Here is a 14,861-nt window from a genome sequence, read left to right as displayed (position 1 = left end):
AAGAGATAGCAGAGGAGTTAAAGCGCTCCATGGAAAATATGGGAGTAGAGTTTCGTTTAGGTTACAAGCTCGACCACATTGAGACCTGCGGCCCCGCGGGTAGGTAAAACGAATCAGGAAATTCGGATCTCTGATTCTTACCAACTATTACATTATGGCATAATTTAGTGGGAATCCATCCACCCTGCTTCCCGTTTTTCACCTTGTCGTAACAAATTGGCGGGAACCCAGGGTAATATCGTCATAATTTTGGGTGGTTAAAGAGTTTCCTGGTAATAGAAGATTAGTGGCTTTACTAGTAAAAGCTCTCATACACATACTCTTTGTCGACCTTCATTCCTATTTGTGGCGGGTCCGCCCCCAGGCCAACATGATTCAGAATCTTGAAGACGGCTTCTGTCTCTATTATGGCCGCGATCACTCGCACTCTTCCACCACATTTGGGACAGGTGGACAGGTCTATGCCAAAGGTCCTTTTGAGTAGTTCAGCCCACGGGATATATCTGGATGCCGGTGGATCATCAGGTTCGACCTCAGCTTCACCATCGTTCTGAAATTCTTGCTGGAGATAGTCCTGCCCGCAGAACTCGACTGCTAAACTGCCAACAATCTCTGCCCGCAACTTACTATGAGAAGAAAGACAACCATAGTAGTTCACCTGATGTTTGTAAGGTGGAGGAATCATCGACGCTAATTTCTCGATGAACTCCATAGGGGAAAACATCACATGAGTCGCTCCATCATAGGAGCTTTTAAGTTTGTAGAGGATATTGCCATTTTCATCTAGGCTAATACGCTCATGAGACACTGGGCCACGACCCAAATAACGAAGGAGCTTTTCTAATCGATCTCTTTCATGGGCCTTGATTGACGTGGCAGCATGGATCGAGAATCCGTTCATCGACACACAGCCATAAGATTGATTTTTAGGTATTTCCTCCTCAAAGCCGAAGCTACTGCCTACTCTACGCACCTTTAGACCCGCCCTTGGACCCAAAGCAATCCGGCTGGAAACTGAAGCTCTCTTCAGGTGAGATAAAGCTTCATGCTCTTCATCTCTGTCGTCACCGATATAAACCTCTTCACCGTCTTCTGATAAACGCCCCGTCTTCCGCAAATACTTGATCACTCGGCGAGAGACTCCTCGCACTACGCAGGCCAACTCATCGTTCTCTATCCCTGGAAAACGAGTAATAATTGGGCTACCATCTTCTCCTGTAGTGTAAAGACCATCCAAGACCAAAAGATGATAGTGAAGATTCAAATTGAGCGCTCCTCCCGCTCTCTGAAGAAACGATACTATCCCTGTTTCTCCACCTTTAACACCGAGTTTTCTTGCTTTCTTGCAGAGGTAGTTATTGATTTCTGCGCAAAAGATCCCATTCACTTTTTTCAAAAGATCGTCATCGGAAGCCATCCAGTAGCGCAATTCAAAGGGCAACGACAGAACCCAATGTCTTGTTGGAACAAAGGGAATCACTTCATCCGTAAGGTTTATAGCTCTCTCTGACATTCTCCGGCCTGCGCAACTGGGACAAAAACCTCGACATTTGCAGCTGAAAGCAACTATAAGAGACTCTGAGCAGTCTGAGCACTTTAACCTGACAAAACCATGTGCTAGAAGACCGCAGCTTAGGAATTTTTCAAACTCTTTTTTTACGAAGTATGGCAGTGACTTCTGATCAGGGTTGCTTTCTAAGTCCCTAAAAAAATCATCAATATTCTGCTGCAAGACCTGATAGAGAACAGTCGATTCTGGATCACGCCTCTTATATTCGCAAAATGATTATTCCATCCAAAAAAGCTAGTCACCTTTTTGAATCGATGGAAGAGACATTCGGCCTATCGTGATGACTTCTTTAGCTATAGCAAAAGTCAGGAAGATGCCCAGGTGGGCCAAGATCATAGCCAAAAAGCTGATCAAATATATTGAAAATCCAGCCCTTACCAAACTGCCACACACGGGCTAGCTCCATCTGGTTCCCACATTCCTTGCAACGAAAAGGATCTTCACCCCACCAAATCTCTATCAAGCCTTTGTAGCTTGATCTGGCTGGAACCTCTGACCGCCTTTCTATTTCTGGCAGCAGTACCAGCCGCCCTACCGCCTCGCATACCTTTGCTGTAAGCCTACTACGATTGCTCTGCGACTGAAGCCCATAGTAACGAATTCGCTTAAACCTTGGTGGAAGTATTTGCTGAACCATCCGGCCAATAAACTTTATGACACTGGTACGCTCCACCTCGCTTTTCCCAGAGCTATGACTATTGTATTTGTACACCACCTCGTCACTACTAGAGCTGTATCTCAATAGCCGCTTTAAGCTGATCTGAGGCCGGCAAAGGTATTTGCTTAGATAGCGGATTAGGTTCCGTCTTTTCTTTGGAGCCGGATTCACATCAATATGGGCAAACCTTTATATTTTGATTCAACTTCGCTGAAAACGGATTCAAACTCACCCAGATCGTCCCAGGCCCTCATGCCTGATAGTAGTGTTTCCTTCCAGGTTCGATTAAGAATAGAAAAATCAAAGCTCTTCAGGGAAATCCAATTTCCATCAGGATTTATACCACCTGACATTAGCATTATATGCAAATGCGGTTTATAGTCACTTTTTCTGCCAACTGTGTGAAGCACAATTATACTGCCACACTCAAGACCTACTCCAGCGACCTTTCTCATGAAGTTTTTCACAAACTCCCAACCCATTGCTATGAATGCGCTATACAAATACCCTGTAAATCTGTTTTTATAAAAGATCGTTCTGAACTGGGCTGGAATTGTCAACACAACGTGGCGATAGTCCACATCTTCATAGAGTTTAGCGGCGATAGACTGAGCAAAGTTTTCACCATCAACCCTCCCGCACCTCAAGCAAAACTTGCTCTTGCAGGAATGAGCGACGATACGGCTATCCTTGCCACAATTAAGGCAGAGATATTGAGAAAAACCAAATACGGGATCGCCGCAGCGAAGGACTGATTCAACCTGATTATTGTAGTGAGCCTTGTCGTAGGAAGGAACTACCGATTTAAAGTTTTCCCAACCTTCCGAAAATATCCTAAGGAAATCGTTAGCCATAGACACCACCCTATAAAAAGTGTGTACGGCTATTATAACAAGCTTCAAAATATTGCGTATCTCACTGAAATCATGCATCTACTAGACTAGGGTTGAATTACTGTTGAAAACGTTACTTCTCATAGAAAGGACATAAAAGTCAGCTTAACGTTCATCTTCTCCGCAAAGTGATCTAAGACCTCTCTTGAAAAGCCTAAAAAGCTTCCGTTGCTACTAGTGAAGTAGTGCGGGCGGTACTCAAGGGATTCGACACCGATTACGTACTCTTTACTGTAAGAACTAGATGCTAGAAGCGTTAGTGAAACTATAAAACTTATAGCTTGAATTAAATTTCGCACAGGCTTCCTCGCAGTGATTGTTAAGTCAATATGTAGAGGCTTCGGTGTAAAGCCCCCTGACTTTATGGGAAGACTATCTCATTTTTTCCTATTGCAACTCCCTTATCTTCAGAAGAATCGCTGGATTATGACTCTTGACTATAGGATCTAAGGTATAGATGGCGGGCAAAATACAGCTATCGTCTCTACGTGATGGGTACCAGGGAACATATCTACAGCAGTAAGCTGGCGAAGCACAAAACCTTGCTTCCGTGTGAGATAGCGAGTATCAGCAGCAAACGACTGCGGGTCGCAGCTCACATAGACCAAAACTTTAGCCTCAAGTTCTCGCAGCACACCACTCCAGCGACCCATTCCGTCTCGCGCAGGATCCGCGATGATTACATCGCAGCTTTCACCTTCACGTCGCGCTTTGCGAACCTGGTTCTCAACCTTTCCCTTGTGCCAAGTAATATTTGTGATCCCGGCTTCCTCGGCACTGAAACGTCCGTTATCCAAAGACGGCCCCGAGCCTTCGATGCCGATGACACGAGCCTTGGGAAACTTTTTAGCTAGCGCCAAGGTAAAATTGCCACTGCCGCAGTAAAGGTCAAGTATGACCTGAGGTTGGGGCACATGGTGTTCGATAGTCTCCAGGACTCTCTGCCTGAGGCTTCGGTTTAGGAGGTAATGAGCCTGTTGAAAGCTACCAGCTTGGGTGAAGAAGCGAAGATCTCCCACTTGATCCACAGGAAAAAAGTGTTTGGATCTCTCTTCCAAGACATGGCCCACAAACGCAAAAAAGCCTGTCTTCTTGAGAACGTCGCGAATGCTATCCAAGCCAGCAACTTCGATAGGGCCGTCTCGTAAGACCATACCAATGACAGCCCTTTGTTCATCCTGATTGACAGCCTGCACTTCCAATTGAAAGCGCATGTCGGGTAAAGAACTTTCCCTAGGCAGGCTCTTGATTAAGTCTCGGATCGCGGACTCTGCCAATAAGCAAGTATCGATTGCAATAAAATCTCGGGTTCCCGCTGCTAGATAGCCCCACTCTAGTCTCCCTTGATAAGAAACACCCCGAAGCCGGAGCCGCTGCCTCGTGCCGGCAAGCTGATCACCTTGCATGGTCCCAATGGAAGGCCATCGATCCAATCCAGAGTTGCGCTCTAGATTCGATACCAACGCAGCCCGCTTCCACTCCATCTGCTGGTCGGGATCGACATCAAGCCAAGGGCAGCCCCCGCATTGCTGATGGTGAGCACAGGGATGGGTCTTACGATCAGCGCTGCGGCTGATCCAGGATCGGATTCGTGCATCGCGATAGCGACCCCGGCTCGGCATCGCCTCTACAAGCACCTGATCCCCAGGTACCGTACCTTGGATAAAAAACGTCTCACCGTTGTGAACTGCAATTCCACGGCCAGAGGAGGCCATACGCTCAACGCTGAGTTCGATGAACTCAGACTGACTTTCATGTAGATTTTCCTGCACAGGGCCCTCGTCTTCGAAATTAGACAGACCCTAGCTACAGAAAAAAATCTGCAAACTCAAGAGATTCTTTAGCTACAAGCGCCAATAAGACGCTTTTCAACCAAGTGGTAACTTCTGGCTATGCCATTGATATCAATAGATATAGATAAAAGACATTTCCTGAGTTACTGGCTTTACATGATTTCCTGAAACCGTGAGCGTTGCGCGATTCTTCTGATACCAGCTCGCAGCAGGAAGATCGATCCTGCCGTCATCCCCAACCACACCCTCGCTAATCAGTTCGTTATCTTCACCCACTAAGGTGACCACCAGTTGGCGATCTTGGAAAAGGGATCTCTGTGTAGTCCACCCCTCAAGGCAATCGGAGCAGTAGGGATCGAACATTTGAATGCTTCCTGTCACCCGTCGCTGATACTCGCCATCTCTCTCTTCCCAGCTTTCCTTCACATCCTTGAGCCTCAGCCCTAAGGGTGCTTCCGTCCAAAACCTTAATGATGGGTCACCCAAAAGATTGTAGATCAGTTGATGCTCTTTAAGAGAAAAGGTGTCGCGATCGCTGTATGTTGCCAGAAGATGAGCTTTCCCCAAGTTGTGCAATTCTCCCAGGGATAGTCCTCGGGCATTTTGATCAAACAAACTTTTGCTCAAACCCTCGGCTAAGACGTTATTAAGCTCGGAATAAGAAGCTCGGCTATCCCCTAGGTAGGCGATCGGACCATGTAGCCTTTTCACTAAGCTTTCTGCAAAGTACACACCATCGTAGCGAGGCGGATCGTCTGACACATAAATAAACTGATCGTAGCGACCGTTGTCTGGGTGAGGGTTATTTTCTGGCGTCAGAACGGTTTCATTGTCGAAAAAGCCAGAGGCGCAGTTGATTCCAAGGAAAAAAGTTTGATAGGAGCTTAATCGTCTTTCGAGATTTCCCAGATCTGAAACACTCACATCCGGCATGTAAAGTTTATCAAACCAACCATGACCACGATGCATTTGAACATGTGAGCCTAGAGACAGCTGGCCCATAAACTCTGATAGGCCGGCGCTCCAGTTGAATGTTGGAGCATGAAGGGTAGCGGCAAGAGGGCTACGATCACTCCAATAGCTGGGTGACGAACCTTCGCTAGCCTTATAAACTCGATCGATGCCTTTACCAGCATCACGTATCCAAGGGCTTAGCCGCTTCTCAATAAACTCCGCATAATAGGGGCTATCCGAAACTCCGTCTCGATTCCTATCGATAAACGATGCCGAAATCGCGCTGGAATTATAGAAACGAGGAGTTAGTTGAGGGTTTAACTCGTAGCGCTTGATCTTGCTCACAGCCCATGCCGCTTCGTCTTCGTGATCCACGGGTAACCGCCCTACGGCAAGCTCTGGAACAGTGTGTAAGTCTCCAGACATCTGTCCATAGTAGGTATCACCAGCGTTGAAAGACTCATCATAAAAATTATAGCCCTCCTTGAAGTAGTAAGGTGGAATAAACTCAGCATCACCGAAAAGTAGAAGCCATCGGGGTTTTACCTTTGCTGCCGCATATATTTTGCGAACTGTATTTTTAATGGCCGTTGCCGATAAGGAGCCTTCAGCTCTGCTAATCACCTCTGTGCTAACCATGCGGCTTCTAATTCCTAAACGCCGTTTATGCTTGACCAAGTCGTTAACCTGCTCGCGAAAGCGAGAAGGATAGATGATCACAAGATGCGGGTCTGGCAAGGCTATGGCAATGGGCAAAGGGAGTTTAGGCTTTATGATCAAGTCTTTGCTATCTTGAAGATCTAAGGGCCTCAAAATTGGCAGGGGTTTGATTGGTAAGCGTGGGATAATCGGTAAATAGTTGAAGCATATGCTGCTCAAGCTATCCCGGTTTATCATCTGCTCGCGAAGGACTTGGCTCCGGCGCTGAATCAGCCGGTCGATAGGGTCTTTTTCCAGGGAGCTTAGGGGCCAGTAGCACTTATAGGACTTGTCGTATTTAACATCCACAGTAAAACCCTGATATCGCGTTAGCTCGCGGCGCTTAGGATTATAGCTCACCAATGGGTGGACAATCTTATAGAGATTGCCCTCAGAGGTTTTGAGTGCTTGCACCAAGATGGGCTTGTTGACCCGATAGTCACCTTGCAGAAACTTCTCTTTATCAATTATTTCTATAAGCTTGAAGCCAGGATGATCTGCCCGACCTTTTTGCACGGGATAGAGATCAATATTCTTAACTGTTTCCTCACCCCAAGATTGAATTGAAATGTCTTTGATCGAAGCTCCTTTGGGGATTGCTACAATGTGACTTAATACCGGGACTTCAGCGGTAGACTCGTAGGTTCTTCCAAAAAGCCCGTGAACGCCAGGTTCATCAGTAACAAGCCTTTGCCTCATTCCAAACGGAGTTTCCACCTTGGTGAATTTGAACTTAGGTGGAATAATCTCGTAGTGGAGTCCTTCCTTACCAGACTGGATCTTTCGAACCATAGACTCAGACCACCAATCTTGCTCCTTGACATAGCCTGCTGCCCAGGGAAAGGATCGAAATGGTTTCTTCCGATATAGCTTCACCTCAAGGTCACGAAGGCCCTGATACTGGCACTTCAATTTCAGATAACTCAGCCTAGGGCTCAGGACTCCATAGAAACTGACCAAACTCTTGGTTCGATCCGATCTACAGGTACTACAAGGCTGTGCTACGGCCTTCAGAGAGAACAATCGCCGCTTTGAATCTGCAAGAAAACACGACATTTGCCGAAGGTTCACATGTTTAGGATGCTCAATCATCACCCCTAGGGCCGAAAAGTTCGGAGGCCAAACATCACCGCGGCTCGCGATACCATCTTCTAAAATATCGATCAGCGCGTCGTCAGCTACAGCATAGGCCACCTGACTGAGGCTCATGATCAAAAAAAGATGCAGAACCAATCCCGCGAGTTTCATCATTCAGCACCCCCATCGAAATCGAAGCCCAATGCCAAAGCTCCTCGGTCACTGCCGAAGGGAATCGCCTGGTATTCATTGACCAAACCAGAATTCCCCACTCTGACGATAGGATCAAAGCCGTCTGGCCGGGTTCGCCCCGCAGATAAAACTTCTTGAGAGCAAACAATTTCGTCTGTGCCATAGGTTTCCTTGCAGCGTAAGCCCGATCCAATGACAGTTCGCCCTTCGTCATTAACGATCTCACGAGAGGAATCAATAAATGTCATTAACTCGGCAGCAAGTTCACCTTCGTATCGCAGCTCGTAAATAGGCTCGATTTGCCGAGAAAGCCCTGGCTGGAAACTGGTAGACTGGCTTGTTCCACCACGGCGATCAATGATCTGGCTACAGTAGTGGCGAGGCGCTCCATCCTCTTGTTCTACGGTGCGGCTACAAGAGATGTTCCGGCCCACTTTGAGCCAGAGTCCCGTTTCTTCTTCAGGTAGATCTTTGATCAATTCGTCACTCAAGGTCTCATAAATTTCACCAGCAATGGGATCAGCGAGCATCACGAGCATGCGATCCTCTGCTCCATCACGGAGCAGCTGGTAATCTGCCGATGACGACGTGTCCTGTTCTGGGCAGGCGATTAGAAAAGCGGCAGAAGCAAGGATGACAAGGTATGGCGATGACTGTGACATGATGGCTCTCCTATTTGATACAGGTTCGATGCGAGACTTTTTGGCGATAATAAGGTGTTCGCTATCTCTGGTTTTAGCTTTTTTTTAATAAGGTGCAAGGTCTTAGCCTAAGAAAACAAGAAAGTCGTTCGCCAAACCTAGCCTCTGGCGAACGACCGGCTTATTCATGTCAAATCGATTCAATTTGCTGCCTTAAATGTCACAGGGGCAAGAACTTGGTAAGGTTTAAAAACCTCTGGCTCTAGCTGATAGCCGCCATCCATGGCAAGGTCTAAGCGTACCCTGCCCTGCCAAAGATCGCAGAACAAGTGTGCCCCTGAAAATTCTAGCCGACCCAGACCGTCCAGAAAATTGATCTGTCCTGCACCTAACACCCGAGACAGCAGCTCTTGACTATCGTCAAATTGAGTCACCCGCGCATCGGCTTGCACCGAGACCTGCCAAGACGCACCATACCACTGCATTGGATTAAGCAGAAACACTGGCTTAGTCTCCATGCTTGTCGCCAAACCGCTTTCGATGGCGCTGGGTCGAAATGCTCGCCCAGCATCCACTGTGATTCGAAATTGGTTCAGGTCTTCAATCGATTTGCGATAGCGTTCCTTACTGGAGTTGGGAAGCCACACATAGCTAAGCATGGTCATCATTCGATCAACCCCGTTGCAAATTTCGCTTGGGGTTGAGCCAAGGTTGAACGTTTGCATTGTGGTGTCTAGAACACGCCACTCGTTAAATTCGGGATAGGCTAGCAGTTTGAATTCTCCAGATTCTGCCACCAGCGCAGTGAGGTGTACCCCCTCTGATTGAAAGCTAACCTCGACGGGTTCCTGTGGCTCGACAGGCTCTTCAATGATCTCAGCAAAGCTGGTCTCAAAAACACTCGCGCAAAATATTATCGTCATGATTTTGTATGACAGCTGCATAGCATCAGCTCCTTCCTTGTGAAATAGAGATTGAAACAATGGTTGATGGGGAAGTCCCGCTAATAAACCCCTCGAAAAAGAAGCCATGACTTGTCTTAAAACAGTGCAACTGATCTAAGGTATGCCAGCCATGGGGGAACGGCAGCCAAAGTCGAGCACCGTTTTCGTTCAGCTTTAGACTTCCACGATTACGAGGCACACCTGAAAAATGTTCGCCATCTTGTTCCTGATCACTGGCATAGATGAGCCCACTACCTTGTAGGTGAGAGTTTAAAGTTCCCTTGAAAAACTGACTCAACGAGAACTGATTATCCTGGCCTAACTTGGTGTTGAGCTGTTGAATCATAACCACAAACGGTAATTGAAACGAAGTTGGATACCGATCTGTCCAGCCTCTAAGACCTTGCACCTGCTGTTGGCAGTTGGCCCAAGCCATGGGTTCCCAGAGCAGAAGCCCGAACATCAAAGCTTTAGCAAAAGACTTTCTCATCAGAGACCTCCCTGATACAAAGGTTTTAACACTTTTATAGGCAACACCGGCTTCGGTAGCGGAAGAAATCTAAGATTCTCATACTTATGAAGACCGATATGAACGCTGCTGACACCATTGCCCTCGTAAATCCAAGCCCGGATAAAATCCCCATAGAGGTCTTTGAAGCAGCTCATGGATCGCAGGCTTAAGGAGGTGTTCCCCCAGGTATTGAGTACGACTTTGCTGGCACCGCTCATACCCAATTCCAGACTGACCTTGTCTGCTTGAGACTTTGCAAAGGGCGTTCTTCGGTCTTTGCTAAAGCGATCACTAAAGTACTTGGATGTTTGGCCTACCAAGGCAGTGCCTTTAAGACTCAGGTTGCCATGGCCATAGCCACCGTGGAGGTGACTAGGTTTCTTTTCTTGTGCTGCCTTTGTCCTGATTTTGTTGCTATTAAGGGAAAACTTAGCGCCTCGCCAGTAAGTTTTACTAGACCCTCGAAGCCAGTTTCCGTAGTCTTGCAAAAGATTCGAGCAAGACACGCTTCGATAGCGACCTGACACAGGGGGAACCACTTCGTTGCTCAAGCTTGAGCCCACTTTCAAAGCAAATTTACTCACAGCGTTTTCTTGGCAATGGGGTTGGCTTTGGGCTTTTGCTTGGGCAATGATCGCTATGGATTGGTCGTTAAGGCAAACATCCGCGATTGATACCAGCTTAGACAACACCAAGCTGCCATCGGCGACACGGAGGTTATGGGGAATCATAGGAAAGTCACTCACCTGCCCTCCCTGAGACTGATTCCATTGTAAGCCTGGCATTCGTAGCTCCATGAGAGTCGGTTGGATTCCTTGATGAAGCCTGGGCGTGCAGGATACTCCCATGACGTCGGGCCATTCATATTGAAGATAGTGGGTTTGCTCTGTAAGGCTTTGAGGATAAACATTTTCCATATCAAGCCAAGCTTGCTCTATCGCTAAGGTGATTTCATTGATATCTTCTAAGGCTTGCGCCAAGACATCGGGGGGCGGCAGATCTTCCGCTAAAGCTTCTAGCTGGCGCTCCAGCTCTAAAACGAGGCGATCGATTTCTTCGAGAAGATCTCCAGCCTGAGCGAAGCGATCCTTGACATCATTGCAGTTGCTAGGCAGCGAGTGATTGTCTCTGTCAGAGGAATCAGACGGCTTGACAGTCATCTTACCCTCGAAACTCTCGATCGTATGATCGATAACGATCGGTTTTAACAGCTTGGGCAGTCGGTCCTTAAAGTAGCTCTTTTCCTTTGATTGCAGCTGTAGCAATTGCAAAGATGATGACACCGTATCTGCTGAGATCTTTAGAGGAACGCGATATGTAACACCAATATCATTTCGTTGAAGCGTCCAGTACTTTACCTTACGTTCCTCACGGGGCTGAGCGATTAAGAGTGTTTCAAATACCAAAATAAGAGCCCAAAGCTTGGGAGTTTTCATGGCTCGTCCTCGCTTTGAATTATCGTGAATCGTTCTTTCAAACGAGCAACATTCTCTTGATGCTCCGATTTGATTTCTGCGACACGCTTTTGTAATTCCTCCAAGTCATCTGAAATCCTTGCTGCCTGCTTCTCATTAGCACCCTGGATAAGATTGCCAATGGCTTCACGGTGCTCGTCGCTGCTATCAACATCATTCAAAGACTCTGCCCCACCAAGTCGCTCGATCTCTTCGTCAGCTGATTGGTACGTTTGAATCTCATCCGTCTGAGTTTCAGCCTTTGCTTCAATTTGCGTCATTGGCTTGTCCATTGATTTGCTTTCTTCCTGCTCTGCGTGGCTGCTGTCGCCCAGCAGTGATTCTGCCTGTTCTAGACTTTGCTCTCTGTCTTTAACCAGCGAGGGTGTTGACTCATAAGAAGAGACCACGAAGATCACAAACACTCCAAGAACAACTAGAACTATAGAAACTTTCATGGCATTCATCCTTTTCTCGTGGAAAGAGCCCCCGAGGGGGCTCAAATTCACTCAAGTTACCGTACCACAACTGGAGTATTGTCATCTTCTGCTACTGGCTCATCATCAAGCTTTGTGAAGCTTAAGATATGCTGTCGCTTGATCACCTTCATTTGCGATACCGAATCACGAACCCAAGCGCGGTTTGCTTGCTTGAACTCGCTAACCGATTTCTTAGTACCAAAAAAGCCGTTGGCAATGCCTAGGACGTAGTTAAAGCCAAAGCAATACCACTTGTTACAGCGAAGCTTATCTTGATTGTTGAATCCAGTTTTTCCTAGCTCGGGGAGGTCAGGAGACTTACCAGATATCACAGCTATATTATCAAGGGCTCTTTTGACAAGATCTGCCTTCACTTCTTTGGTAATTTCAGACTGCTCGTCAGCGGTAAAGGTGAAGTCTGATGAGTCGATATCGAAGGTGATGTTAAACCAACTAGAGTGATTGTTCTCTACAACTAGCTTATGAACATTCTTCGAGCTAAAGAACCAACGTTTCTTCTGACTCATACTTTCAATACGGCTGGTTAAGTTCGCCATGTTAAAGCTAGCACGATACTTTCGGTGAACCTTAACATCGTATCCCAAAACGGCGTTGACTGCGATATGGGCACTCAATTCCTCTTTGTTGATCGTATCCTTGTCTGGAGACGTCAGGCCTTCGGGGAAGTATGGACAAGCCCCGGCAAGACTCAAGCGTACCTGGCCAGAAATCGAACCTAAAGATCCACTGGCAAAGCCCAGCATCGTATTGTTCAAGGACGGATCTCGTTGATCAATATCAGTGACCGATGCATCGATGGTAACATCGCCGTTATCCAGGTGATTGGGTCCGTAAGGAGAAGCCCCGGGAACAACAGCACTTAGTACCGCTGGAATACTGGCCTGAATCTCTTCCAATGATGCGATCTTGGTAGTTGCAAAGAACTGGCCGCTAGTAACCGTTACTGGAGCAAAACGTACCCCACGGTTTCTGAGTTCTGGGTTCGCTGCATTATACTTATTGATTAGATCAGCCCACTTCACACGGTAGACTAACTGCGCAGTCGCGCCTTCGACAGGTGCCCATCGAAGATAGAGATTGGTAATGGAGCCATTGATAGTCTCAAGCTGCCCATAAAGGCTTGTCAGTGGTGCAAGCCCATCGGTATATTCTGATTCCAGTCTAGTTTTCTGATAACGAGCCCGGCTGACTCGCGAGTCAGACTCAATCTGCTCGATCCGAAGATTATCAACTACCTGTTTCTGAGCTACGATTGCTAATTTCTTTTCCAACTCTGCGGCTTCTAGTTCTGAACACTCTCCTGGGCTTAGAAGCTCACACATTTCTAAGTCCGACTTAGCTTGGCTATACTCCAGCCTAAGATTCGTGAATCGCTCTTGGGCTAGCATGAGGCGTGCCGAGATCTCTTGGCTTTCAACCTCAGCTTCATTCAACTCATCAGCAGCAGCACGGATTTGTTCACGCATAGGCTCATAATCTGAAATCATCTCTTCGATCATGGAAGCGATATGGCTTGCAGAGTTCGCAAGTGAGGTTGCTGTTTGCCCGGCTTGTAGCACAGCGGGGCAGAACTGAAGGTTGGCGTTGCGAGCTACTGATCCTAACGAAACATCACCTGTCTCTGGGGGCAATACATAAGCCGTGCGGCAAGTTTCGTCGAATAAAACACCGGAACCACGATCGGGATGTTGGATTTCCGGAAGTCGACCAGAACAGGACTGACTCATCGATGGAATCGCAGCGGAAGCAGCTGCAGAGTAGCCAACCGCCCCAAACATCAATGCAAGTAATTTACGTTTCATAGCTAAAAACCTTTCTTGAATAGGATTGCTGATGACCCAGATCCTAAGGCAAGCCACCGACTCCGGGCATAGATAAAAGCTTCTTACACAGGCTTTGCGTCCGCAGAGTGAAGCTCTTGGCGAACTATGTCAAATAACCCGATGATTTTCATTTAATGATACTTATGGTAGCTTCGAGCAACTTTTTCGCAGGAGAAACGAACCTTGACTCAAAAGATTGTCAACGGAGCCCCCAAAGAGGCAGTCGCGGCCTTAAAGCCTGCTTCAATATTACGGCAGGCAAGTTGCTCTGGTCAGGCCATAAAAGGCCTCTATCTCTATAAGAAGACTCAAAGCGATAAATTTTCAATCGGTTATATATCGAAAGCCACTGGCGCTTCGAAAGGTTACATATCGGATGTCATGAGCGGCAGACGGTTCTTAAATCCCCGTTACTGGGACGCATTTAGCGAAGTGTTTGGTCTAGATATTTCTTGCCGTACAGTTTTACACCTACTTATTTCATTCGATGTCGAAAGTGATGAGGCTGAGCGAAAGAAGCTTTGCAAGGAACTTCAGGCAGCCCGCAAGACGATTGATACGGCTCACATGAAGATGCCAAGTCGCGCAAAAGGGGTGTTTTTCGCCTTTGAAGTCTTTTGCGCCTTTGGACTTTTTGGTGGTCGGCCTAGCCGCAGCGACCTTAGGTCATACTTTGGCTCTGCTCGTTCTATAGAGTTAGACTATGCTTTGCAATTGTTGAAAGAGATGGGGGTGATCGTGATGGAAGGCGGGGTATATCATATCACCGAAACAACGATCACCTTCGGTAGTAGTGAAGACGGCGTGTCTTACTACGATTTTATCAAAGACTCACTAACCAAGGCTATGAAAGCTGCCGATCGCTGGGCAAAAGAAGGACAAGACTCGATTTTTGAATCCACTTTGATCAGCGTTCGCAAAGCCGACTACCTCAAGCTCCTGCCAAAAATTCAAAGCGACTTGCATCGCTTGCAAGCCGACTTAGAAACCAGTGAAGCCGATGAGCTAATTCGATTCAACATTCAAATTTATCCCAACAACTAGCGCTTGGTCACATTGGATTCTCGGCTAGGCGTCGAGGAATGATTGAGGAGATAGTACTCCCGTACAGCGACGATTGAGAGACGAAGACAACAACGCCGAGGATTCAAT

12 protein-coding genes are annotated in these 14,861 nt (G+C 47.2%); 1 reads left to right on the top strand and 11 read right to left on the bottom strand.

Annotated features, from left to right (window positions below):
* Positions 1-295 precede the first annotated feature (295 nt).
* The 11 genes from B9N89_RS13030 to B9N89_RS12980 form a co-directional block, all read right to left on the bottom strand.
* Positions 296-1,732 carry a transposase gene (locus tag B9N89_RS13030; RefSeq protein WP_132318674.1) on the bottom strand — a complete coding sequence of 479 codons (1,437 nt, stop codon included), beginning with the start codon at positions 1,730-1,732 and terminating at the stop codon, positions 296-298.
* Positions 1,733-1,859: 127 nt separating this feature from the next.
* Positions 1,860-2,399 carry a transposase gene (locus B9N89_RS32165; protein ID WP_159455350.1) on the bottom strand — a complete coding sequence of 180 codons (540 nt, stop codon included), beginning with the start codon at positions 2,397-2,399 and terminating at the stop codon, positions 1,860-1,862.
* Positions 2,396-3,082 carry an IS91 family transposase gene (locus tag B9N89_RS32160; RefSeq protein ID WP_159455349.1) on the bottom strand — a complete coding sequence of 229 codons (687 nt, stop codon included), beginning with the start codon at positions 3,080-3,082 and terminating at the stop codon, positions 2,396-2,398. Before B9N89_RS32160 ends, B9N89_RS32165 begins: the two co-directional genes overlap by 4 nt.
* A gap of 485 nt (positions 3,083-3,567) precedes the next feature.
* Positions 3,568-4,893 carry a 23S rRNA (uracil(1939)-C(5))-methyltransferase RlmD gene (rlmD, locus tag B9N89_RS13015; RefSeq protein WP_132318680.1) on the bottom strand — a complete coding sequence of 442 codons (1,326 nt, stop codon included), beginning with the start codon at positions 4,891-4,893 and terminating at the stop codon, positions 3,568-3,570.
* Between the two features lie 132 nt (positions 4,894-5,025).
* On the bottom strand, positions 5,026-7,818 hold the full coding sequence (locus B9N89_RS13010) for a C25 family cysteine peptidase (RefSeq protein ID WP_132318682.1): 2,793 nt from the start codon (positions 7,816-7,818) through the stop codon (positions 5,026-5,028).
* On the bottom strand, positions 7,815-8,498 hold the full coding sequence (locus B9N89_RS13005) for a hypothetical protein (protein WP_132318684.1): 684 nt from the start codon (positions 8,496-8,498) through the stop codon (positions 7,815-7,817). The genes B9N89_RS13010 and B9N89_RS13005 overlap by 4 nt, the downstream gene beginning before the upstream one ends.
* 179 nt (positions 8,499-8,677) lie before the next feature.
* On the bottom strand, positions 8,678-9,421 hold the full coding sequence (locus B9N89_RS13000; RefSeq protein ID WP_132318686.1) for a hypothetical protein: 744 nt from the start codon (positions 9,419-9,421) through the stop codon (positions 8,678-8,680).
* A gap of 4 nt (positions 9,422-9,425) precedes the next feature.
* Entirely contained in the window at positions 9,426-9,911 is a 486-nt protein-coding gene (locus B9N89_RS12995; RefSeq protein WP_132318688.1) for a hypothetical protein, read from the bottom strand.
* A complete protein-coding gene (locus B9N89_RS12990) occupies positions 9,911-11,368 on the bottom strand; it encodes a hypothetical protein (protein ID WP_132318690.1) in 1,458 nt (485 codons plus the stop codon). Before B9N89_RS12990 ends, B9N89_RS12995 begins: the two co-directional genes overlap by 1 nt.
* Complete coding sequence (locus B9N89_RS12985) at positions 11,365-11,844, bottom strand: hypothetical protein (RefSeq protein WP_132318692.1); 480 nt, start codon at positions 11,842-11,844, stop codon at positions 11,365-11,367. The genes B9N89_RS12990 and B9N89_RS12985 overlap by 4 nt, the downstream gene beginning before the upstream one ends.
* Before the next feature lie 56 nt (positions 11,845-11,900).
* Entirely contained in the window at positions 11,901-13,688 is a 1,788-nt protein-coding gene (locus B9N89_RS12980; protein WP_132318694.1) for a hypothetical protein, read from the bottom strand.
* Between the two features lie 204 nt (positions 13,689-13,892).
* On the opposite strand from B9N89_RS12980, the gene B9N89_RS12975 reads away from it, so the two are divergent.
* A complete protein-coding gene (locus B9N89_RS12975) occupies positions 13,893-14,753 on the top strand; it encodes a TIGR02147 family protein (protein WP_132318696.1) in 861 nt (286 codons plus the stop codon).
* The last annotated feature ends 108 nt before the right edge of the window (positions 14,754-14,861 follow it).

It is taken from the genome of Pseudobacteriovorax antillogorgiicola (assembly GCF_900177345.1).
Taxonomy (GTDB): Bacteria; Bdellovibrionota_B; Oligoflexia; order Oligoflexales; family Oligoflexaceae; genus Pseudobacteriovorax; species Pseudobacteriovorax antillogorgiicola.
Note: the sequence above shows the minus strand (reverse complement) of the source record. Positions and strands in the feature narration are given on the sequence as shown.

What these genes read in the sequence shown, in the direction of transcription:
- B9N89_RS32160 (WP_159455349.1), bottom strand. Translation starts at nt 3,082, where the DNA reads ATGGCTAACGATTTCCTTAGGATATTTTCGGAAGGTTGGGAAAACTTT.
- B9N89_RS13010 (WP_132318682.1), bottom strand. Translation starts at nt 7,818, where the DNA reads ATGATGAAACTCGCGGGATTGGTTCTGCATCTTTTTTTGATCATGAGC.
- B9N89_RS13005 (WP_132318684.1), bottom strand. Translation starts at nt 8,498, where the DNA reads ATGTCACAGTCATCGCCATACCTTGTCATCCTTGCTTCTGCCGCTTTT.
- B9N89_RS13000 (WP_132318686.1), bottom strand. Translation starts at nt 9,421, where the DNA reads ATGCAGCTGTCATACAAAATCATGACGATAATATTTTGCGCGAGTGTT.
- B9N89_RS12995 (WP_132318688.1), bottom strand. Translation starts at nt 9,911, where the DNA reads ATGAGAAAGTCTTTTGCTAAAGCTTTGATGTTCGGGCTTCTGCTCTGG.
- B9N89_RS12990 (WP_132318690.1), bottom strand. Translation starts at nt 11,368, where the DNA reads ATGAAAACTCCCAAGCTTTGGGCTCTTATTTTGGTATTTGAAACACTC.
- B9N89_RS12985 (WP_132318692.1), bottom strand. Translation starts at nt 11,844, where the DNA reads ATGAAAGTTTCTATAGTTCTAGTTGTTCTTGGAGTGTTTGTGATCTTC.
- B9N89_RS12980 (WP_132318694.1), bottom strand. Translation starts at nt 13,688, where the DNA reads ATGAAACGTAAATTACTTGCATTGATGTTTGGGGCGGTTGGCTACTCT.